General features: G+C 44.0%; 25 protein-coding genes. 6 read left to right on the forward strand and 19 right to left on the reverse strand.

Translation table 11 applies throughout. The features are described from left to right. Positions 1–191: 191 nt before the first annotated feature. The 7 genes from IC571_RS08205 to IC571_RS08235 all read right to left on the reverse strand — a co-directional run bounded on the left by IC571_RS08205 (position 192) and on the right by IC571_RS08235 (position 5,655). A complete protein-coding gene (locus IC571_RS08205; RefSeq protein ID WP_215315874.1) occupies positions 192–743 on the reverse strand; it encodes a flavodoxin family protein in 552 nt (183 codons plus the stop codon). Positions 744–768: 25 nt separating this feature from the next. Next, positions 769–1,197, reverse strand: a complete 429-nt coding sequence (locus IC571_RS08210) for a DoxX family protein (protein WP_215315875.1) — start codon at positions 1,195–1,197, stop codon at positions 769–771. 26 nt (positions 1,198–1,223) lie between these two features. Beyond that, positions 1,224–1,643 carry a MarR family winged helix-turn-helix transcriptional regulator gene (locus IC571_RS08215; protein ID WP_215315877.1) on the reverse strand — a complete coding sequence of 140 codons (420 nt, stop codon included), beginning with the start codon at positions 1,641–1,643 and terminating at the stop codon, positions 1,224–1,226. Between the two features lie 135 nt (positions 1,644–1,778). Next, positions 1,779–2,633, reverse strand: coding sequence for a metal-dependent hydrolase (locus IC571_RS08220; protein ID WP_215315879.1), 855 nt, complete (start codon positions 2,631–2,633; stop codon positions 1,779–1,781). A gap of 105 nt (positions 2,634–2,738) precedes the next feature. Then, positions 2,739–4,175 (reverse strand): transglycosylase SLT domain-containing protein, encoded by a 1,437-nt coding sequence (locus IC571_RS08225; RefSeq protein WP_215315881.1) that lies wholly within the window; start codon positions 4,173–4,175, stop codon positions 2,739–2,741. Positions 4,176–4,181: 6 nt separating this feature from the next. Then, complete coding sequence (locus IC571_RS08230) at positions 4,182–4,592, reverse strand: carboxypeptidase-like regulatory domain-containing protein (protein WP_215315892.1); 411 nt, start codon at positions 4,590–4,592, stop codon at positions 4,182–4,184. A gap of 82 nt (positions 4,593–4,674) precedes the next feature. Then, positions 4,675–5,655 carry a quinone oxidoreductase gene (locus IC571_RS08235; RefSeq protein ID WP_215315894.1) on the reverse strand — a complete coding sequence of 327 codons (981 nt, stop codon included), beginning with the start codon at positions 5,653–5,655 and terminating at the stop codon, positions 4,675–4,677. 112 nt (positions 5,656–5,767) lie between these two features. Between IC571_RS08235 and IC571_RS08240 the strand changes: the two genes are divergently transcribed. Beyond that, positions 5,768–6,667 carry a histone deacetylase gene (locus tag IC571_RS08240; protein ID WP_215315896.1) on the forward strand — a complete coding sequence of 300 codons (900 nt, stop codon included), beginning with the start codon at positions 5,768–5,770 and terminating at the stop codon, positions 6,665–6,667. A 5-nt stretch (positions 6,668–6,672) separates the two neighbouring features. On the opposite strand, the gene IC571_RS08245 is transcribed toward IC571_RS08240, so the two are convergent. Further along, complete coding sequence (locus tag IC571_RS08245; RefSeq protein ID WP_215315898.1) at positions 6,673–7,209, reverse strand: phasin family protein; 537 nt, start codon at positions 7,207–7,209, stop codon at positions 6,673–6,675. 118 nt (positions 7,210–7,327) lie between these two features. Next, complete coding sequence (locus IC571_RS08250; protein ID WP_251373343.1) at positions 7,328–7,987, reverse strand: hypothetical protein; 660 nt, start codon at positions 7,985–7,987, stop codon at positions 7,328–7,330. Positions 7,988–8,198: 211 nt separating this feature from the next. On the opposite strand from IC571_RS08250, the gene ahpC reads away from it, so the two are divergent. Together ahpC and ahpF are read left to right on the forward strand one after the other, a co-directional pair. Further along, a complete protein-coding gene (ahpC, locus tag IC571_RS08255) occupies positions 8,199–8,762 on the forward strand; it encodes an alkyl hydroperoxide reductase subunit C (RefSeq protein WP_173956236.1) in 564 nt (187 codons plus the stop codon). A 100-nt stretch (positions 8,763–8,862) separates the two neighbouring features. Further along, complete coding sequence (gene ahpF / locus IC571_RS08260; RefSeq protein WP_215315900.1) at positions 8,863–10,443, forward strand: alkyl hydroperoxide reductase subunit F; 1,581 nt, start codon at positions 8,863–8,865, stop codon at positions 10,441–10,443. A gap of 69 nt (positions 10,444–10,512) precedes the next feature. Here ahpF and IC571_RS08265 read toward each other — a convergent pair whose 3' ends face one another. From IC571_RS08265 to IC571_RS08295, 7 genes are all read right to left on the reverse strand, one after another. Continuing rightward, the gene (locus IC571_RS08265; protein WP_215315902.1) at positions 10,513–11,004 is read right to left on the reverse strand and encodes a cupin domain-containing protein; all 492 of its coding nucleotides are present in this window, start codon (positions 11,002–11,004) and stop codon (positions 10,513–10,515) included. A 23-nt stretch (positions 11,005–11,027) separates the two neighbouring features. Continuing rightward, complete coding sequence (locus IC571_RS08270) at positions 11,028–12,863, reverse strand: TRAP transporter large permease subunit (protein ID WP_215317881.1); 1,836 nt, start codon at positions 12,861–12,863, stop codon at positions 11,028–11,030. Positions 12,864–12,895: 32 nt separating this feature from the next. After that, entirely contained in the window at positions 12,896–13,909 is a 1,014-nt protein-coding gene (locus IC571_RS08275) for a TRAP transporter substrate-binding protein (protein WP_215315904.1), read from the reverse strand. A gap of 127 nt (positions 13,910–14,036) precedes the next feature. Next, positions 14,037–14,843, reverse strand: coding sequence for an SDR family NAD(P)-dependent oxidoreductase (locus IC571_RS08280; protein WP_215315906.1), 807 nt, complete (start codon positions 14,841–14,843; stop codon positions 14,037–14,039). Between the two features lie 71 nt (positions 14,844–14,914). Further along, complete coding sequence (locus IC571_RS08285; protein ID WP_215315908.1) at positions 14,915–15,463, reverse strand: DUF3833 domain-containing protein; 549 nt, start codon at positions 15,461–15,463, stop codon at positions 14,915–14,917. Beyond that, a complete protein-coding gene (locus tag IC571_RS08290) occupies positions 15,460–16,023 on the reverse strand; it encodes a chalcone isomerase family protein (RefSeq protein ID WP_215315910.1) in 564 nt (187 codons plus the stop codon). The genes IC571_RS08285 and IC571_RS08290 overlap by 4 nt, the downstream gene beginning before the upstream one ends. Further along, positions 16,020–16,430, reverse strand: coding sequence for a thiol-disulfide oxidoreductase DCC family protein (locus IC571_RS08295; RefSeq protein WP_215315912.1), 411 nt, complete (start codon positions 16,428–16,430; stop codon positions 16,020–16,022). The genes IC571_RS08290 and IC571_RS08295 overlap by 4 nt, the downstream gene beginning before the upstream one ends. 62 nt (positions 16,431–16,492) lie before the next feature. On the opposite strand from IC571_RS08295, the gene IC571_RS08300 reads away from it, so the two are divergent. Beyond that, complete coding sequence (locus IC571_RS08300) at positions 16,493–17,188, forward strand: SDR family NAD(P)-dependent oxidoreductase (protein ID WP_215315914.1); 696 nt, start codon at positions 16,493–16,495, stop codon at positions 17,186–17,188. 7 nt (positions 17,189–17,195) lie between these two features. Here IC571_RS08300 and IC571_RS08305 read toward each other — a convergent pair whose 3' ends face one another. From IC571_RS08305 to IC571_RS08315, 3 genes are read right to left on the reverse strand one after another with little or no spacing between them, the layout of a single operon-like run. Continuing rightward, entirely contained in the window at positions 17,196–17,357 is a 162-nt protein-coding gene (locus IC571_RS08305) for a DUF2256 domain-containing protein (protein ID WP_215315916.1), read from the reverse strand. A 5-nt stretch (positions 17,358–17,362) separates the two neighbouring features. Then, the gene (locus tag IC571_RS08310) at positions 17,363–18,898 is read right to left on the reverse strand and encodes a cryptochrome/photolyase family protein (protein ID WP_215315918.1); all 1,536 of its coding nucleotides are present in this window, start codon (positions 18,896–18,898) and stop codon (positions 17,363–17,365) included. After that, entirely contained in the window at positions 18,895–19,164 is a 270-nt protein-coding gene (locus tag IC571_RS08315) for a TIGR03643 family protein (protein WP_215315920.1), read from the reverse strand. Before IC571_RS08315 ends, IC571_RS08310 begins: the two co-directional genes overlap by 4 nt. A gap of 108 nt (positions 19,165–19,272) precedes the next feature. Between IC571_RS08315 and IC571_RS08320 the strand changes: the two genes are divergently transcribed. Both IC571_RS08320 and IC571_RS08325 read left to right on the forward strand, forming a co-directional pair. After that, positions 19,273–19,569: an HNH endonuclease gene (locus IC571_RS08320; RefSeq protein ID WP_251373345.1), complete on the forward strand. Its 297-nt coding sequence runs from the start codon at positions 19,273–19,275 to the stop codon at positions 19,567–19,569. Between the two features lie 79 nt (positions 19,570–19,648). Further along, positions 19,649–20,410, forward strand: coding sequence for an SDR family oxidoreductase (locus IC571_RS08325; protein WP_215315924.1), 762 nt, complete (start codon positions 19,649–19,651; stop codon positions 20,408–20,410). Positions 20,411–20,438: the final 28 nt, after the last annotated feature.

Consider the following 20,438-nt stretch of genomic DNA (forward strand, 5'->3'; position numbering starts at 1 on the left):
AGGGCTTAGGGCTTGAATCAAACCGCCAAACGCATTGTCCAAGAGCCCCTAATGGCTGTCAAACATACGGAAAGGGATTTTTTGAGAATAATCTCTTTTAATTCAATTGCTTACGTCATTATAAACCTTGTCTCTCTCAAAAGAAAAAACCACCCGAAGGTGGTTTTCACTAGACAGGAAATGCAATCCGCTTATTTCAAGCGCTTTGCAATCTCCGCAATACGTTGACCATACAGTCTAGCCGTCTCTAGGTCACCCGAATTAACTTCGTCCGCACCTGCATCTGAAGGGGTTTGCATCATCGCGCCTGCGAATGAACCAACATAGTTCACATCGTCACGCTTTGCTGCTTTTGAGTTTGACGGCATCAATCCAGTGCCTACCCACAATCCTGAGTGCTGCATTGCCAATGTAAAGAAATAATGCAGTGTGGAATGCTTATCACCATTCATTGTTGCGGAATTAGTGAAGCCACCAAACACTTTATCTTTCCATTGCTGCGAGAACCATTGCTTTGAGCTGGCATCAGCAAATTTCTTAAATTGCCAACTGACAGTACCCATATAAGTTGGTGAACCAAACACAATTGCATCTGCCTCATTCAAAGTTGCCCACTGCGCATCGGTAATGTTGCCTTCAGCATCAATAGCAACCAAAGTACCATTTGCACCTTTTGCAACCGCTTCCGCTTGCTTTACTGTGTGGCCATAGCCACTATGAAATACAACTGCTACTTTTGTCATTTCAATCTCCTGTTAATACTATTTGTTAAGACTCATTTGCCTTGTTTTTAGCATCGATAGAAAAACCACCAGCGCCAAAAACAGTCAACAACAACAAGCCGCCAGCCATACTCAAATTCTTCATAAACATAATATTCTGAATGTAGGCTTGATCAGCAGGAACAGCCCAGAAATTATGAAAAATAAAGGCGGCAACCACTGAAAAACCAGCCAGCAAGAAGCCTACTACACGGGCTTTGTAGCCCATCACCACAGCAATTCCACCCAACACTTCCAAGGCGATTGTGAGGGTAGCCAATACTGCTGGAAGAGGTAAGCCTTTTGATGCAATATAACCAACTGTTCCATCAAAGCCAGAGAGCTTTGATAAACCAGCAGAGATAAAAATTGCTGCCAACAAGATACGTGCTACCAATGCCAATGGACCTGCGCTAGATTTGCAAATTGCGTTCATATTGATTCCTTTTCTTTGTAAAAAATTTATTTGTCAAAAACAGTTGTTAGGGTTTGCAAAGCATCTGAAACGCTTGCAAGCTCTTTAACGCTTAATTGATTAAATGCTTTTCCCAGATGTTGCAAATGGGCTGGAAACACTCTTTCAAATAACTTCTGTCCTTCTTGAGTTAATCCAATCATCTGACTACGTGCATCGTCTGGATTTAACTTACGCTCCAAGATGCCCTTTGATTTCAATCGCTCCAGTACACCTGTTAAGGTGCCTTTAGTAACCAAGGTTTTTTCACCTAGCTCTTTACAGGTCATTGGTGGTTGGTTGCCTAATGTCGCAATGACATCAAACTGGGTCATGGTTAAACCCATAGATCGAAGATCTGGCGCTGAATACCGCTCAAAGGCCTGATAGGCAGACACCAAATTTCTCAAAACAGGCAAAAAGGTCATATCGATTCAATTAACTCTAAAAGTACTAACTAGGACTAGTTTAGTACTAACTAGAACTAATTGCAATACCCGCCTGTTTTCCCAATAAAAAACCCCACAATTTATGTGGGGTTTGTCTTTTTAACGCTTAGAACACTAAAACTGCACTGTCTCTCCCTCGGTCATGGGAATGATTTTGATATTGCTCCCCTTCATTGCAGCCTGGAACTCGGCCAACGTGCCCTTTGTCATTGGATTGGAGTTGTAGTGCATTGGTATCACCATTTTGGGCTTCACCCAAGTTTTTAAAGCATATGCTGCATCATCTGGCGCCATCGTGAAATTGCCGCCGATCGGAATCAGCACCAAATCTGGTTTGTAGTGTTCGCTAATGAATTTCATATCACTAAACAAACCGGTATCACCCATATGCCAAATCTTGAAGCCATTCTCTAACTCAATGATGTAGCCCACTGGCTCACCAGCAGGATGCGATTCCATTTTGTCGGTTGCAGGATTTTTCCAAACTAACAAAGAAGAGTGCTCTGCTTGCACTGCAGTTACCTTAACACCCGGCAATGGAGTCACTCGCCCGGTCTTGTTGAAACGCCAACCTAGATCAGCAGGCAAGATACCCAAAGTAATTAATGGAGTCACCATATCTGCTGGGCCATACAACTTCACATTATTCGATTTGGCAACAGTCGGTGCATCACCAATATGATCGACGTGCGCATGGGTAACCAGCACAACATCAATTGGTCCAATGGCAGCAAGATCATTCTTATACTGCGGAGGTGTTTTAGGTCCGCCAGTAATCCAAGGGTCAATCAAAATCATCTTACCTTCGGGTGTCTTAATCCGAAAACCTGCCTGGCCAAACCACAACAACTCTGTTTTGCCTTGTGCACTAGGGGCACTCTGAGCAAAGGCAGAATGTCCAGTAACAAACAATAAGGGGATCGCCAATGCGATAGCCAAAGCTTGTTTAAGTGAATTACTTCCTATCATGCTGTCTCCTATGATCTTTTTATGTAACTTGGAAAACTATAGCGCAAATTGAAATCGTGAGTACTGCCATTTCTTATATGGCACCGCACCAATATTTAGGGCTGCTTAAGGTTGAATACTTTGAATCTTTTTAAGCTTTAGCTCATAAGAAATAAAGTACTTATAGACGTTCCTCACGTAAACCATGGGCTCATAGCCCATATGCTCTGCCGCAGCAAACTCAACATTACCAAACCATTGGTCTGGATCAAATCCTTGCTGCTTGGCAAGATCCCTGGCCTTAGCAACATTATTGGGGCCGATATTGTAAGAAGCCACAGCAAATATGGCGCGATTATTGCCGGTGAAATTGATATTTGGAAAATATTTTGTGATGAGCTCATTCATGTAGTCGGCGCCTGCATGAATATTAGGCTCCAATAAATGAATATCTCCCACGCCAAGAGCATTACCAGTAGTAGGCATGAGCTGCATCACGCCCACCGCGCCAACCTTACTAACTAAATTTTGATTCAATAATGTTTCTTGAAATCCAAGCGATGCGATGAAAAGCGGATCAATTTTGTACTCGGTGCCATACTTATCAAAGAGCAGGCGCATAGACTCAAAGCGCGCCCAAGCGGATTTTTCAACAGGGTCTTTCAAACCTTTTGCGTGATCTTTATATTCTTGCTCATGAAATGCATCCAAGGCTTTATTAAAGATATCGGTTCGATAAAACTCTGAGAGCTCTGCATTTAAGTCCGCATTACTGGCTCGAACAGCTGAGCCAACCCAGCCCAAATCATCTGCATAAATATCATTGTGGATCTCTAATTGTTTATAAACCGGTTGCCACAGCTTGGCTTTCCAATCAGCAACGATGACGAATGGGATCAGGCCTGCATCCACTATCTCCAATAAATCTTCGTCATCCAAAACACCCAAGGGGGAAACGAGATTAACAGGTGACTTACCAGCCTTTTTCAAATCTTTGTTTAAGGGCTGCAAGGTAGCATCAAAATTGATATTGGGGCCACCATAGACAGTTTGCCCCGAAAGATCTTGGATGTTAGCAACGTTGATTGAGCTGGGACCGGATATCAGCACCTCTCGATTAAATCGAAAGGCATGATTGAGTAGAAACTCATTGGAATTTGGTAAGGATTGATGAACCCCTAGATTTCCAATCACGATATCGGCTTTACCGGAACTCAAGGCAGTAAACAAATCAGCTCTAGCAACGGGAATCAGCTTAACAACAACCTTATTCTTACCTTGTCCCGCATTTTTAGCATTTGCCCATGACTCATATACACGAGCCATATCTACTGCGAGCCCTCGCGGCGTTCCTTTGTCGTTAATGTAGATTGTTCGGTCATATGGAACAGCAACTCGGATCAATCCACGCTCAAGCATCTGATCGTAAGTACCTGTCCAAAGTTCATCCCCAGAAGTTAATGAACGAGATGATTGCGCATGAGATGAAATCGAAACAAAACAAAGGCTGGCGATCGCCAACCAAGTAAATATTTTCTGTAGATTTGCGAGACTGAAAGACAAAACTACTTATTTCCAGAAAAGAGATATCTTTTGTGGTGCATTTGCTTTCACGCTTAATGCTCTTTTCTGCTCAACACCTTGATAACTCGCCTCAATAGAATAATCACCAGGCTCCAAGTTGATAAGCATGTATGGACCATCAGCCGGGGCGCTAAACACTACCTGCTTTTTAGTGTTGACGATTTTGATATTGGCACCAAAGATCCATACTCCCCTGCCATTCTCAATCTGAGATAACTCCAGTAGCACGGACCACTGTTTTGCTTCAGCCAAAATCGCAACAGTCTCTTCCTCTCCAACTCCACCAGAAATGTAGGAGATACCATTCGAATGCTGGGTAGCAGGAATTTGGGCAAACGCAAAACTCCCAAAAACAAATACCAAGCAGGCACAAATATGTTTAAGCAGTGTTTTCATACTTTGATATTACAACTAGCGCACAAAATAAAAAAGCCCGGCTCAGTTCACTCAGCAGGGCTTCAATTAAGTCATTGTTGACTTAAGGAATCATCACAATGGCGCCAGACACTTTTCTTCCTTCCGCAGCGCGATGCGCATCAGCCGCTTGTTCCAGAGGAAATTTGGCGCCGATTTGTACTTTGACATGACCTTTCGCAATCGCATCAAATACTGCCTTCGCATTTTCTTGTAGCAAAGCATGTGTTGCGTTGTGCGGAAAAACAGATGGTCTCGTCAAGAATAAACAACCTTTCTTATTTAAGATTTCTGGCTGAATTTCAGGGGCGGGTCCAGAGGCCGCGCCAAAGAGTGCAACCGTACCAAAAGGTGCGGCGCAATCCAGGGAACCCAAGAACGTATCTTTAGCTACAGAGTCATAAACCACATTCGCTTTTTTCCCACCGGTTGCCTTCAAAACTTCCTCAACCCAATTTGGATTGGAATAATCAACTACCGCATCGCAACCAGCCGCTTTTGCTGCTGCAACCTTAGCTTGCGAACCAACGGTGCCCACCACAAAGGCGCCTAACGCCTTTGCCCAGCCCGCCAAAATTTGCCCAACACCACCAGCAGCAGCATGCACCAAAACAATATCACCCGCTTTTACTTTGTAAGTCTTTTGCACCAAGTATTGCGCTGTCATTGCCTTAAAGAAAACTGCAGCAGCCACTTCATCAGATACATTGCTGGGCACAGGAACTAATTTGTCGGCAGCCACATTACGTGCGCTTGCATAAGCACCAATACCAGCATTCATATACATGACGCGATCGCCCACTTTGAGGCCAGTCACGCCTTCACCCAAAGCCTCTACTACACCCACAGCTTCATGACCTAAGCCAGTTGGCAAATCTAATGGGTAGACTCCTGAGCGCTGATATACGTCAATGAAGTTAAAGCCAATCGCCGTTTGTCGCAATTGCACTTCGCCCTTTCTTGGGGCCGGCAATTCTTTATCAATCAATTGAATTACGTCTGAACTGCCTAGCTTGTCTAAGCTCACTACTCGCGCTTTAGTCACGTGTCACCTATTTATATTTGTTATGAGAAAAAATTATCATACCCCAAAAGGCATTCTTCAGCAGGGGCTCAAAAGCACCGCTAGAATAATTTAAATAGTCGATTGGCAAGCTTTGAAGGCATATTATTCTGACCACTTTGTTTTACCCCTTCCACCGGGACATCGCTTTCCGATGGACAAGTACTCACGCTTGCGTGATTTGGTTGGCAACCTTCCCAATATCTCATTGGTCGAAGCGCCTGCAGCGAGCGATACGCAATTACTTTACGCCCATGATCCAAGCTATTTAACCAAAGTCGTGAATGGGAAATTGAGCGATGCAGAACAAAAGGAGATTGGCTTTCCATGGAGCGAGAAAATGGTAGAGCGCTCTAGACGCTCTGCTGGCGCAACTATTGCCGCAGCAAAAACTGCCTTACAAGAAGGTATCTCAGGCAACTTAGCTGGCGGCACGCATCATGCTTATCGCAATCGCGGTAGCGGGTTCTGCGTTTTTAATGACGCGGCAGTTGCGGCGCGAACCTTACAAAAGGAAGTGAACTCCAAGCTCAAAGTGGCCATTGTTGATCTCGATGTCCACCAAGGCAATGGCACAGCATCAATACTGCAACATGATTCATCGATATTTACCTTATCGATTCATGGAGAGAATAATTTCCCGTTTCAGAAAGAGCTGAGTAATTTAGATTATGGGCTTGAGGATGGCTGCGATGACCAAACCTATTTGCACGCGCTCAATCAATGCCTTGATCAACTAGATGATCAATTTAAGCCTGACTTTGTGATTTATCTGGCTGGGGCAGATCCCCACGAAGGGGATCGCCTAGGTCGACTGAAGATTACTAAAGACGGAATGCGATGCAGGGATGAGACTGTATTTCAATACGGACTAGATCGAAATATCCCAACTGCATTTTCAATGGCGGGCGGATATGGCAAAGAGATCACTTCTACCGTTGACATTCACTACCAAACCATTCAAACCGCCCTGCAATATCAGTTGCGCTACTAGCTGCCCTAACTGTCAGACTTGCCTTTTTTCTTTGAAGAAGCCTTCGCACCCGATAAATTAGTCACACTCTCAACACTTTTTTCAAAGTTTGCGAAAGAATCGGCCATTGCAGCGCGCACTAATTCAAAATTCTGGAGCGCGTTATTAAATGAGGTCTTAAATACAGATACATAAGCCTCACTTCCAACAGGCGCATTATTGGTTGCATCATTCACAAAGTGAATGAGATCCGCTTTTGAGTCTTGGATCATTTCTTCAGCGATCTCTGATAGCTCTTTATTACCACTACGAAGCACATCAAGAAGTTGCTGATGATAGTGAGCCACCTCTTTTGCGGCATCTTGCAAAACCTCTGCGTGAACAAAATCAAAAGCTGCCTTGGGATCCTGCGTTTTCATCAGATCAGAGACGCGCTTTTGGATTAACTCAGCGAACTCTTGCGCAGCCTGTTGATTAATTTTGGCAATCGCTTGCGCGCTTTCCATGGCAACACGACTTACCGCCTTGCTAGCATCAATTGCTTTTTGTGGACTTTTACTCATAACCCCTCCATTAGAGACATTGGCTAATACCAATCTACTCCGGTTTTGGGGTGTTGCTATAGAGAAATACCAGTAGAGCCTGGCTTAATAGGCGGCCAGGCTTCTAGATTACAAATACTTATTTTGCGGGTGTGCCCGATGTCGCTTTCTTTGGCATGCTATTTAAGGTCGCAGCATCATTTAATTGCTGATCCACTAAATAGAGGGCACCACCATAGTTTGCTTGCAAGTCATACCCAGACAAGCCAACTGTATAAAACGTAATATTGGGATTAAATGAGCGAATCGTACCGCCAGAACCTGCAGAGAAGTTCGCATCCACATCAATTCCACCCTGTTGCCCATCTACAGTTGAAAGTAAAAATTGATCAATTGCAGAAGTGGTTTTAAAAATCACAACCTGATACTGCTTTTGATAGCCTGCTCCAAGGCCCTCACCTGTTTTAATGTCTTGCATAAAAATAGGTTGCTTACGACGCTTGTCATATAGAACGCCTTCGCCGCGCGCTACTACCAACAACACAATGTTGACATTGGTTGCATCAAAAACGGCATATCCCGCTGCCGCATCAATCTCTTTCCTGACGGCTGGATTTTGCTTCAGCAAAGCATCCAAACCAGTTTGCGCCATCTTCAGGGTCGCTTCGCGCTTTTGCATGATCTCTTCTTGAGTAAGTGGTTTGCCATCTTTACCAGTGGATTGGCAACCCGAAAGAGTCAAGAGAGCAAAGGCAATTAGGGAAATTGGCTTTAGAAGTGTGAAAAATGAAATGCGCATAAACAGGTTCTTTTTAAGTTTTTGCTGAGGAGGCTGAACTAAGCGGTCATTATCCCGCTTTTTAGGGGGTTTTAACCCTGTTTTTGTTATCTAATAAATCGATTATTTATATCAATATTATTCATTATACAAATATAAAGATAGTGCCTAGAATGGATTCTGTTGTCACAGTTTTTCACGAATCATTTAGTTAAAAAAGAAAAGGAGCACCATGTCTATTATCAATACAGCCGTTCAACCATTCAAAACCGAAGCGTTCCACAATGGCAAGTTTGTAACTATCACTGACGAAACCCTCAAGGGTAAGTGGTCAGTTCTCATTTTTATGCCAGCAGCATTTACATTTAACTGCCCAACTGAAATTGAAGATGCAGCTGAGAACTATGCTGAGTTCCAAAAATTAGGCGCTGAAGTGTATATCGTTACAACCGATACTCATTTCTCACACAAAGTTTGGCACGAAACATCCCCTGCTGTTGGTAAAGCAAAGTTCCCACTCGTTGGCGACCCAACACACACATTGACCAATGCTTTTGGCGTACATATTCCTGAAGCTGGTTTGGCATTGCGTGGCACCTTCATCATCAACCCTGAAGGAGTAATCAAAACTGCTGAGATTCATTCCAATGAAATCGCTCGTGATGTTTCTGAAACATTGCGTAAGCTCAAAGCCGCTCAATACACAGCTGCTCACCCAGGTGAAGTATGCCCAGCCAAATGGAAAGAAGGCGCTGCTACTTTGACTCCATCTTTGGACCTCGTAGGCAAGATCTAATCGATCGCCCTTAACCAATCAGACTCTCTCCGGAGAGTCTATTGGAGAGGACAAGATCCTGCCCAATGGACTCACTGAAACCAGTACAAAGGATGTCATCATGTTAGATAACAACATCAAGACCCAATTAAAAGCGTATTTTGAAAAGATTGTTTCTCCAATCACACTAACTGCATCGTTAGACGATAGCCCTGCTTCTGCACAAATGCGCGAGCTACTCAATGAAGTAGCTGAGCAATCAGACAAAATTACTGTAGCAACTAACGGTAGCGATAAAAATGTGCCGAGCTTTACCGTTAGCAAAACCGGTGAAACAGCTCGCATTCGTTTTTCTGGTCTGCCAATGGGTCATGAAATGACTTCGTTCATTTTGGCAATCTTGCAAGCCAGCGGTTATCCACCAAAAGTGGAAGAAGATATATTGGCGCGTATTCGTAAATTGGATGGTAAGTTCCACTTCCAAACTTTCATCTCTTTGTCATGCCATAACTGCCCCGATGTAGTTCAAGCACTCAATTTGATGGCCGCGATCAATCCGAATATTGAACATGAAATGATTGATGGCGCTCTTTTCCAACCCTTGGTCGACCAATTTCAAATCATGGCGGTTCCAACCGTGATCTTGAATGGTGAAGTCTTTGGCCAGGGCCGCATGGGTGCAGAAGAAATCATTGCCAAACTCGACACCGGTAGCGCAGAAGAAGAAGCGGCGAAGCTCAATGCCAAGGGCGATTTTGATGTACTGGTGATTGGTGGTGGCCCTGCTGGTTCAGCTGCAGCAATTTACGCAGCTCGCAAAGGCATCCGCACCGGTGTTGTTGCTGAGCGCTTCGGCGGCCAAGTGATGGATACCTTAGGTATTGAGAACTTCATTTCTGTTTCTCATACAGAAGGCCCTAAATTAGTTCAGGCTCTTGAACAGCATGTCAAAGACTATGAAGTCGACATCATGAATTTGCAGCGTGCTAATGCATTGCGTAAAACCAACTCTGGCATTGAAGTAGAAATGGCGAATGGCGCAGTATTAAAAAGCAAATCCGTCATCATTGGCACCGGCGCACGCTGGAGAGAAATGAATGTTCCTGGCGAACAAGAGTATCGCAATAAAGGCGTTGCCTACTGCCCACATTGTGATGGTCCCTTGTTTAAAGGTAAGCGCGTTGCAGTAATCGGTGGGGGTAATTCTGGGGTTGAGGCAGCAATTGATTTGGCAGGCATTGTGAGCCATGTCACCTTGATTGAGTTTGATAGTCAATTGCGCGCTGATGCAGTATTACAGAAAAAGCTATTCAGCCTACCTAATGTGACCGTTATCAAGAGCGCGCTTACTAAAGAAGTCTTGGGTGATGGCAGCAAGGTTAATGGCCTGCGCTATCAAGATCGCAACAGTAATACCGAGCACACAGTTGAACTCGAAGGCATCTTTGTGCAAATCGGTTTGTTACCAAATACAGAATGGCTCAAAGGCACGATAGATCTATCCCCCCGCGGAGAGATTATGATAGATGCAAAAGGTGAAACCTCTGTTCCAGGCGTATTCGCAGCGGGCGATTGCACCACCGTTCCTTACAAGCAAATCATCATTGCCATGGGTGAAGGCGCAAAAGCTTCTCTGGGCGCATTTGATTACTTGATTCGCCACTCTGTTACCGAGGAAGAGCCGGCTGAGGTTGCTGCATAAGTAGCGTCAGCAGCAAAATAAAAACCCCAGAGTCATATCTGGGGTTTTATTTATAGAGCAGCCTTTAACTTAGTTAAGCTTATGCGGCTTGCCAAAACGAGGTGCATCGGGATAGACAGGAGTTGTGCTAACTGGGCCCATACCAATGATCTGAATTTCTGTAGGCCCTTTAATAGCACCGTCAAAGTGCACTACGCCAGCAGGGTGAAACATCATGCTTCCAGCCGGTAATCCTACTGTAGTGGATGGGTCCCAACTGGCATCCGTACCGGCCCACCAAGTTCCTTTAATGACCGTCACAAAACGATCTTGAGTATGAAAATGGGGTGCGCTCATGATGCCCTCTGGGAAAATATTGCGTACCACATACATTCCAGGCTTATTGGGATCACCAAATAAGACGGCAGTCTTTACACCTGCTGGCGCATCACCCCAAACTACTTGATCTGGCTTAACAACTACAAAGTCTTTTGCGCTGGCTTGTGCATAAACATGTAGAGATGCACATCCGAGAAATGCAAACAAAATAAAAGGTTTTATTGAAAATAATTTCTTCATCATCGTCTCCAAACTATTGTTATTGATTAAGATAAAAACCCAGTAGAAATCCAAGGCACAAATGCAACAATTAATGTTCCAATAACTAAAGCAATTAAATACCCAATGATTGGTTTTACGCCCTCATCTGGATTTACTTTACCAATTGCGCAGGCAGCGTAATACCCAACACCCAAAGGCGGGGCAAATAATCCAATACCCATAGACAGAATAACCACCATGGAATAGTGAACGTCATTAATTCCCAATTGACGAGCGACTGGAAATAAAAGGGGTCCAAATAGAACGATGGCAGGAATGCCCTCAAGCACAGACCCCAAAACTACAAAAACAATAATGGAGATCAGTAAAAATAAATTAGGGCCGCCATTGAGGTCAGTCATGATTTGAGCGACTACCTGGGAGAAACCAGATTGAGTTAAGCCCCAAGCCATACCTGTAGCTGCACCAATAATTAACAGAATTGCACCAGACAATGAAGCGGTATCAATTAACATTGGCACGATACGCTTGAGATCAAATTGGCGATAAACCAATATTCCACAGATCAAACCATAAACAATGCCGATAGTCGACACTTCGGTAGCAGTAGCAACACCCTCCACCACTGCAGCACGAATTACAAATGGCAGAGCTAGAGCGGGCAGTGCCACTACACTTAATTTGATTACTTCAACAGGCTTAGGACGAGCAACATGTGCAATTTGTACATGACGATTGCGCCACCATACCAGCACGCACAATATCAGAGCAAGTATTAATGCTGGCAACATGCCACCTGTAAATAAGGCAGCAATTGAAACTCCTGTTACTGACCCAATCGTAATTAACACCAAGCTAGGTGGAATGGTTTCGGTTTGTGCTCCAGTGGCCGCTAATAAAGCAACTAATTCCCCTGGAGGTGTAGTTTTCTTCATTTCAGGAAAGAGAGCTGGGGCAATCGCCGCCATATCGGCTGCTTTTGAACCTGAGATTCCTGAAACTAAATACATGGCACCGACCAACACATACGATAGACCGCCACGCACATGCCCGAGCAACGATGCCAGAAAAGCAATCATGGCCCTAGCCATTCCGGTCATCTCCATCAATAGACCAAGAAAGACGAACAAGGGAACGGCTAACAACACCATATGAGACATTGCCTCATCCATTCGACCGATCACCACTGACAAGGGCATATGAGTACTCAACCCTAGATAGGCAACCGTACCAAGACCAAAAGCAAAAGCGATAGGTACTCCAGCCAAAATACTGAAGCCAGATACACCCACAAAGAAAAGTAGCAAATTGTATTTTCCGAGACCACCAAACCAAGGCGAACAAAAATATAAAGCAGCAAAGATTGCAGCAAAAAATAGCGAGCTATTGAATGTAATTTTCAAAGTCGAAATTCTGGCTAAACGAAATAGGCAGAAAAACATCATTAGGACAATGCCGCTAGGTATAGCAGCAGCCCGCCACAGATTTGATATCTCTAAAGAAGGTGTCGTAACAATGAGCTCATCCAAAGCAAAATGGTATGCCGGTTTCAGGATGATTGCTAAATATAAGAAGCACGCTAACACTCCGAGAGTCTCAAAGTAAGTTTTATTGCGATCGGCCAGATTACTAATGCACGCCGTCATGCGCATATGCTCACCACGCTTCAACGCGATTACCGAACCAATCATGGCTAGCCACAGAAACAAAATGGAGGCCAACTCATCAGACCATACCAAGGGCGAATTAAATACGTAGCGACCTACTACACCTGAAAATAAAATCCCAATACAGGCAAGAACAAGACAAGCAGCCACCCACTCAACTAGCGTAGCTACTGCCTTTTCAAGCCATGAGGCATATTTACCGAAAGGCCCCATTAAAGGGGCCTCGTTACTTGGTGATAACACGCTCACGCGAGTTTGCCCGTGTATTTTTCAAGCAAAGACCATGCCTCTTCACCAAACTTGGCTTTCCACTCTGAGTAAAAACCAGCTTGTCTTAGTTTTTCACGGAAAGGATCTGCGTTTGTGTCATTCAAAGCCATACCTTTTGCCTTGAGGTCTGCTTGCAAACCATCATTCATCTTGCGTACATCTGCTCTTTGGGCAATTGCAGATTCAGCCACATTGCGAGTGACGATCGCCTGCAAATCTGGAGGCAGTTGCTCAAATAACTTTTTATTGCCCATAAACCAATAGCCGTCCCACATATGATTGGTCATTGAACAATATTTTTGAACTTCATATAACTTAGCCGTGTAGATAATCGCCAAAGGATTTTCTTGACCATCAACCACCTTTGATTGCAATGCTGAATACACTTCAGCAAAGTTGAGAGGAGTTGGCGCTGCACCCAAAGCTTTAAACAAAGAAACCCACATTGGTCCAGGCGGCGTACGCAACTTAATGCCCTTCAAGTCGTCAGGTTTATTAATGGGGCGCACGCTATTAGTTACTTCACGGTAGCCGTTATCCCAAATCTTGTCAAAAGCAAAGATAGTGCCAGTGTTTGCGATTTGGCGACGTACATATGCGCCTAATTCACCATCCATGGCGGCCCATACTTGCTTGTAGTCTTTAAAGGCAAATCCCACGCCATTAATCTGAGCTTGCGGAACCAAAGAACCCAAGATGAGCGGAGATAAAGTCATGAAATCTAAAGCACCAGAACGTAACTGAGACAACATATCAGTGTCATTACCCAATTGGTTGTATGGGAACACTTGAATATCAACTCGACCCTTAGTCTCAAGCTTAATTTTTGATGCCATCTTGTAAGCATGAATATTTAAGGGATGAGTGGCTGGCAGATTGCTACCAAACTTCATATTGAATTCGGCACTTTGAGCAAATGTATTGCCTGTTACCAATGGTAATGCTGCAACTCCAGCGCTTTTAATAAAGTCGCGTCTTGTAAACGTCATGTTGTCTCCGATGGGTGTGTACTGAAATTCTTTAACAAAACAGCCTATTCATATTTAGGCATTTATTTGCCACTAACTATACCGTTAGATTCTATTCAAGTAAGGAAAATCAAGGGAAAACGCTAGATTAGCCCGCCGTAGGCGCCCCTGAATTCCGTCGCAATGTGGGTAAGCCCACACCAGTAGCTTCAAAGCCGCCATCGACCGCAAGCACTTGGCCATTGATAAATGCCGCTTCGTCGCTACATAAGAATCCAACCGTATTCGCCATTTCTTCAGGAGTACCATAGCGCCCCAGCGGGATGGTGTCGTAGTAGTCCGAACGAATAGCGACGCTGTGAACTAGCTTAGCCATTTCAGTATCCACTGGTCCTGGTGCTATTACGTTCACACGCACATTAAAGCTACCCAACTCAACTGCATATTGCTTGGTTAATTGAATAAGCGCAGCTTTGCTGGTGCCATAGGCTACTCTTAAGGTGCTCGCCCTTAGACCAGAAATGGATGCAATATTGACTATGGCGCCACCACCCCGCTCAACCATTAAGGGGCCAAATGTTTGCGTGCAAATAAAAGCGCCGTCTAAATTGGTATTAAGAACCGTACGCCATTCTTCAAAAGATGTTTCGAACACTGGCTTAAATATTGCCACTCCAGCGTTATTGACCAAGGCATTCACATGCCCAAATACCTGAATAATTTTTTGAGATGCGCTCTGCACTTCATGAGGTTTCGATACATCACAATGGACCCCAATGACATTTGGTGAGCCCCCAAATGTCTGCATAGTTGCATTCAGTGTTTTTTGGTCTATATCCAGTAATGCAACCTGATATCCGTGATCCAGAAACCATTTACCGATTGCAAGGCCAATACCCCGCGCACCTCCAGTAACAACCGCTACCCGAGTTTTCTGTGAATGTGCTGTATTCATAAATTGTCTCTATTAAATATTTTTTATATAAGAAAACATTCTAATAGAGTTACAAGAGGGGAGAAGAAAATCTAGCGCTTATAAAAGCTTAGGGTGACCTCACCCAATTCAATCCCAAATTTGCTCATCTTGGCTTTATTGATCATGACCTTGGAGTTCATGAGATACATCCAGTCATCGAACTGAACGTGATAGATCGTGCCATCCACTGGTAACGCCAGCGTGTAAGCCCAATTGAGTGCGTTGCCGGCCGCAATACCATTGGCATCACCAACTACATCATCGGCTCTGCCGACATACTTGCCTGGTGAAACCTCAGTTATTACCCAAATTCGCTTTTGTTTTGTGCCATCTGAGTATTCAAAACTCTCATCCAGAGTGCCCACCTTTTTTCCATCCACCACTCGCCAACTGGCTTGCATTAAAACAGTAAAGCGCTTCACCACCTCACCGCTACGGTTAGTAAAGATCCCATAGGCATCAATCGTGCCATTGAAAAAATCACTAATATCTAGGGAAGGCTTCTCATTGGCATATTGTGAAACCTGCGGGCCTGCGCAACCAAACAAAAAAATCGTAGATAAGGTAATAGCTAAAAATCTTTTTGCTAAATTTTTCATTGCTTACAGGTTTCCTCGAGTAAAGGTGGCGGGCAATATTGCCCCAATAATTGTTCGCGCAGTTTTGGCGCAGTAGTTTTTGAGTCTAGCCATATGCCAAAGAATGCCTTTGAAAAATCCGCACCGGCAATTTGCGCCAGAGGCTTTCCATCGAAATAGAAAGTGGTTCCTTGCTTAGGGTTATAGATTGCGGTCAAACTTTGGCCTGGCTCTACATTTGGCAAAAATGTCGCTAATTGCTTTCCCCAAGATTGCGCCTGCGTTTCAGGAACACCTAACTTACTCATTTCCTCTGCAGAGCGGTTTGCAATCGCAAGCCCACTCAGAGATTTGTGATACTGAAGATGCAAGGCAAACTCAGGCGAGTTGAAGGAGCCAGCTCGATAAAAGTTAGCGTCATATATATGCAATCCCCACCAAGTCAGCCTCCCACTTCCTTGTAGCTTGGCAGTATTCAGAATTTGATCAATATAGCCCGGTTCACGGGCGTACCCAATTGAAGATATTCCGCAATGCGCGAGCAATATAAAGATTAAAGTAATCCTAGAAAGTTTCTTCATTTGTTCTGCGCTATATTTTTTTGCACCAATCGCAAAGCACTAGGACCAATCACTCGTGAAATCGCATGCCGATTTTTAGCAAAAACTTGATAAGAAAATCTCAGAAATGGCTGAAGAGATTTTCTGGAGAATAACCAAGCTAGAAATGGGAGATTTGCTCTGCAATATGCCTCCGGGAATACGGCGGCACCATGAATCAACGTTCCATCAGCATACTGACCATACATTGCGGCTAAGGCCTGCTCGCAAGAAACCCCGACTGTATTGGCGTCGAATTGATCAGAATTAACGTCGACAAAATCCAATAATTTCTGATGATTTCGGCTAGACAAAAACAGGATTTCCGCCTGGCACAAAGGACATGCGCCATCGTAAAACAAGGTTAGTTTTTGCAAATTGCTAGCCATTAAGCAAGTGTAAGACTTATTGAATAAACTGGCAGGGCAGCAATTAAATTCAATAAAAAACCTTGCAAATTCTATCTAAGCCCTTTCGCGCACTAGTCATCGGCTCCTCAGGAACGATTGGGTCTGGATTTGTTGATCTTCTACAAAATGACCCTTCTTGTATCGGGGTTGCAGGTATTCACCGCAAATCTATACCCGCCATTGATTATCTCGATCCAGAGACTATTCAAACTTGCGCAAGCTCACTAGCCCAACAAGGCCCCTATCAACTGATTATTAATACGATCGGCGTTTTGCATACAGATCACTGGATGCCTGAAAAACGATTGGACGACCTCAAGTCTGAACAGCTCACTGAGCTTATGCAAATAAATGCTATTGGACCTGGATTAACCATACGTTATTTTTTATCTCTATTAGATCCCTCAGGCAGTTTGATGGTAACGCTCTCTGCAAAAGTCGGCAGCATCGAAGATAACCGACTCGGTGGGTGGTACAGCTATCGCAGTTCTAAAGCGGCACTCAATATGCTCATCAAAACTGCCTCGATTGAGCTTGCCAGAACCAAACCTAATATTGCCCTTATCGCCATGCATCCAGGAACCGTGAACTCTAGGCTATCGCAACCCTTTCGTGGTCAACAAATTGGCAGGCCCACACTGGACGCTTGTACCGATATGCTGAACATCATGAAAAGCCTTGAACCAAAAGATTCAGGGAGTTTTATTTCTTATTCTGGAGAAAGATTGCCTTGGTAGGGGCAATTTAGGCCTGAGAATTACCTGAGCGCTTGCGACAGGCATCTGAGCAATACTTAATCGACTCCCAGTTTTTCTCCCAAGACTTTCTCCAAGTCATTTCTCTTTTGCAAACAACGCAAATCTTGCTTGGCAAGAAAGATTTATTGCCTTTAAAAGAGGGCTTCATGAAATTTATAGTGTGTCGAGATTATTTAATATATGCTCAGCATGCTTCACGATTGAAGCCTGATCCATATCACTAATCTTTTTTAAATTAGCGGTCATTAGACGAGTGCGTGGGTTGCCGTCAAACTGTTCGCGATGTTTGATCAAGAAATTCCAATACAGGGTTGTCACAGGGCATGCGTTTTCACCAAATCGAACATCAGGCTTATATTGACAACCGCCACAGTAGTTACTCATGCGCTTAATGTAAGCGCCGCTGGCAATATAGGGCTTACTAGTAAAACGACCGCCATTAGCAAATAAAGCCATTCCAGCGGTATTGGGCAATTCGACCCATTCAATCGCATCTACATAAATGGCCAAATACCAATCGCATACGGCAGACGGCAATATCTCAGCCAATAAGGCAAAGTTACCAGTCACCATCAAACGTTGAATATGATGGGCGTAACCATAATCCAGCGTTTGACCCACAGCATCCTGCATGCAACGCATCTTCGTTTTTCCCGTCCAATACCAACTAGGTAAAGCGTGCTGATGATCATAGTAATTATCTTGAGCCATTTTTGGCATATCGAGGTAATACATACCCCTAACAAATTCACGCCAACCCAATATCTGACGAATAAATCCCTCAACAGTTGATAGGTCAAGGGAATATTTCTTCCAAGCATCTAAAACAGCGGTAATAACTTCTCGTGGGTTTAACAACTTCAGATTTAAGGAACTCGACAGAATGGAATGCCACCCATACGGTGTATCTATCCACATCGCATCTTGGTAAATGCCAAAATTTCTGAGGCGATAGTCCACAAAGTACTGTAGAGCTTCAAGAGCCTGGTCTCTAGTTACCGGCCAACGAAAATTCTTAAGTGAACCAGGGTGCTCAGAGTGATTTGCCTCCATATATGCGAGCACCTCATTCGTAATTTCATCGGGCTCAAATAAAACAGGCTCCTCGATAATTCCTGGGCCCGCTTTTGGGTAAGGCTTGCGGTTATCTTGATCAAAGTTCCATTGACCACCCTCAGGGTTACCCTCGCGGTCGATAAGAATATTGTGCGTTTTGCGCATGAGTCTATAAAAAAACTCAAGACGCAACTCTTTTTTATTGGCAGCCCACTCTCGAAACTCGCGATGACTGCAATAAAAGTGCTCATCTTCACGCATATCTAATTGCAAATTGGCATCTTGCGCTAGTTTTTCAATAGCAATCTTTAAGCGCCACTCTCCGGGCTCAACACAAACTAAATGAGTAATATTTTTTTGCCGCAATAATGACTTAAGAGTATCTACTATTGATAAATTCGAATCGCGAACATAATGAATCGAATAACCATCGGCAATTAGCTCATCAGCAAAATGGCGCATGGCTGATAGAAATAGAGCAATCTTGGCTTTGTGAGACCACACCACTTGAGCCTCAGGAATTGACTCAATCATCACTACTTCGTCACGCTTAAAGTCAAAGTCTTTCAGAGCAGAACTCTGTTTATCCAACTGATCACCCAGAATCAAGACGAGTCTTTTGGATTGCTTCATTTGTTTTTATATTGGGTTGGGCAATAGGCGCGCATAACCAAACGACTACGAAGCGCAGTGTGCTTCGTTGATCTACCTGAGACGCGTTCACGCCATAACTTAAAGGAGCCTCTTTTCAGTTCACGGCGCATCAAATCAATCACCTCAGATTCGGATAGGCCATAAGTCATTTCAATAGCATCAAACGGCGTTCTATCCTCCCATGCCATCTCGATCAGACGGGATAAGTCTGATTCGGAAAGAGATTTAGATAGAACTTTTGCCATCCTGCAAGTTTAAGACTTATTCAATAAACTTGTACTGAGCTATTAATTCTGCAACTCAAGATGATTGGCAAAATTCGTCAAAAATTGATCTCGCAAGCACCCAGGGAAATGACAAAGTTACAAAAGGTCATATGCCCGATTTGCGATCGCCCGATTCCAGCATCCCAGCAGGATGCTCATCACCTCATCCCCAAATCTAAAGGTGGCAGAACCACGGAATTTCTTCATCGCATTTGTCACCAGCAAATTCATGCACTGTTTACCGAAACTGAGTTAGCAAATCAATTTAACCATCCCCTAGCCCTTCAAGATCATCCCGAAATGCAGCGATTTATCCGCTGGGTTAAAACAAAGCCTAATGCGTTTTATGAAAGAACGCGTAAAAGCGCTCGTATCAAAAACTAAGGTCAGGGGCTTGATTTAGCGTAGACTGACGCTAATTTAATAAAAAATATTTATCCATTACGAGACAAAGAAAGACATCATGACTGAAACAAAAACCAAAGTAGCCTTAGTTACTGGTGCTGGTGCTGGCATTGGACGAGCAGCCGCTAAGGCTCTATTAAAAGGCGGTTATCAGGTTGTGCTGACAGGGCGCAATTTAGAGAAATTGCAGAAAGCAATTGTTGATATTGGCGGTAATCATGAGAACTGTCTTGCTGTGTCATGCGATGTGGGCAACCCAGAACAAGTAAAAAAGCTATTTGCAGAAACCAAGGCAAAGTTTGGACGCATTGATGTCCTATTTAATAACGCCGGTATGGGCGCACCCGCAATTCCAATGGAAGATTTAACGTATGAGCAATGGATGAATGTAGTGAATGCCAATCTGTGTGGCGCCTTTCTGTGCTCTCAAGAAGCTATTCGCATGATGAAAGCACAATCACCACAAGGCGGCAGAATCATTAATAACGGCTCAATCTCAGCACATGCACCTAGACCCATGTCAGCACCCTACACCGCTACTAAACATGCTATCAGCGGTTTAACAAAGACCATTGCTTTAGATGGTCGTCCATTCAATATTGCTTGCGGGCAAATTGATATTGGCAATGCCGCTACTGAAATGACTGAGCGCATGGCTGCAGGTATCATACAAGCCGATCAATCTATTAAGGTGGAGCCTCGCATGGATGTTGATCATGTTGGTCAAGCAGTGCTTCACATGGCACAACTCCCTTTGGAATCCAATATTCTCAATATGACCATCATGGCAACCAAGATGCCTTTTGTCGGCAGAGGCTAATTCTATATCCGCCTCTGGTCACTAAAAA

The organism is Polynucleobacter sp. MWH-UH2A, assembly GCF_018687195.1.
GTDB lineage: Bacteria > Pseudomonadota > Gammaproteobacteria > Burkholderiales > Burkholderiaceae > Polynucleobacter.

What these genes read in the sequence shown, in the direction of transcription:
- IC571_RS08205 (WP_215315874.1), bottom strand. Translation starts at nt 743, where the DNA reads ATGACAAAAGTAGCAGTTGTATTTCATAGTGGCTATGGCCACACAGTA.
- IC571_RS08210 (WP_215315875.1), bottom strand. Translation starts at nt 1,197, where the DNA reads ATGAACGCAATTTGCAAATCTAGCGCAGGTCCATTGGCATTGGTAGCA.
- IC571_RS08215 (WP_215315877.1), bottom strand. Translation starts at nt 1,643, where the DNA reads ATGACCTTTTTGCCTGTTTTGAGAAATTTGGTGTCTGCCTATCAGGCC.
- IC571_RS08220 (WP_215315879.1), bottom strand. Translation starts at nt 2,633, where the DNA reads ATGATAGGAAGTAATTCACTTAAACAAGCTTTGGCTATCGCATTGGCG.
- IC571_RS08230 (WP_215315892.1), bottom strand. Translation starts at nt 4,592, where the DNA reads ATGAAAACACTGCTTAAACATATTTGTGCCTGCTTGGTATTTGTTTTT.
- IC571_RS08245 (WP_215315898.1), bottom strand. Translation starts at nt 7,209, where the DNA reads ATGAGTAAAAGTCCACAAAAAGCAATTGATGCTAGCAAGGCGGTAAGT.
- IC571_RS08250 (WP_251373343.1), bottom strand. Translation starts at nt 7,987, where the DNA reads ATGCGCATTTCATTTTTCACACTTCTAAAGCCAATTTCCCTAATTGCC.
- ahpC (WP_173956236.1), top strand. Translation starts at nt 8,199, where the DNA reads ATGTCTATTATCAATACAGCCGTTCAACCATTCAAAACCGAAGCGTTC.
- ahpF (WP_215315900.1), top strand. Translation starts at nt 8,863, where the DNA reads ATGTTAGATAACAACATCAAGACCCAATTAAAAGCGTATTTTGAAAAG.
- IC571_RS08265 (WP_215315902.1), bottom strand. Translation starts at nt 11,004, where the DNA reads ATGATGAAGAAATTATTTTCAATAAAACCTTTTATTTTGTTTGCATTT.
- IC571_RS08270 (WP_215317881.1), bottom strand. Translation starts at nt 12,863, where the DNA reads ATGGGGCCTTTCGGTAAATATGCCTCATGGCTTGAAAAGGCAGTAGCT.
- IC571_RS08275 (WP_215315904.1), bottom strand. Translation starts at nt 13,909, where the DNA reads ATGACGTTTACAAGACGCGACTTTATTAAAAGCGCTGGAGTTGCAGCA.
- IC571_RS08280 (WP_215315906.1), bottom strand. Translation starts at nt 14,843, where the DNA reads ATGAATACAGCACATTCACAGAAAACTCGGGTAGCGGTTGTTACTGGA.
- IC571_RS08285 (WP_215315908.1), bottom strand. Translation starts at nt 15,463, where the DNA reads ATGAAAAATTTAGCAAAAAGATTTTTAGCTATTACCTTATCTACGATT.
- IC571_RS08290 (WP_215315910.1), bottom strand. Translation starts at nt 16,023, where the DNA reads ATGAAGAAACTTTCTAGGATTACTTTAATCTTTATATTGCTCGCGCAT.
- IC571_RS08295 (WP_215315912.1), bottom strand. Translation starts at nt 16,430, where the DNA reads ATGGCTAGCAATTTGCAAAAACTAACCTTGTTTTACGATGGCGCATGT.
- IC571_RS08305 (WP_215315916.1), bottom strand. Translation starts at nt 17,357, where the DNA reads ATGAAGCCCTCTTTTAAAGGCAATAAATCTTTCTTGCCAAGCAAGATT.
- IC571_RS08310 (WP_215315918.1), bottom strand. Translation starts at nt 18,898, where the DNA reads ATGAAGCAATCCAAAAGACTCGTCTTGATTCTGGGTGATCAGTTGGAT.
- IC571_RS08315 (WP_215315920.1), bottom strand. Translation starts at nt 19,164, where the DNA reads ATGGCAAAAGTTCTATCTAAATCTCTTTCCGAATCAGACTTATCCCGT.
- IC571_RS08320 (WP_251373345.1), top strand. Translation starts at nt 19,273, where the DNA reads ATGACAAAGTTACAAAAGGTCATATGCCCGATTTGCGATCGCCCGATT.
- IC571_RS08325 (WP_215315924.1), top strand. Translation starts at nt 19,649, where the DNA reads ATGACTGAAACAAAAACCAAAGTAGCCTTAGTTACTGGTGCTGGTGCT.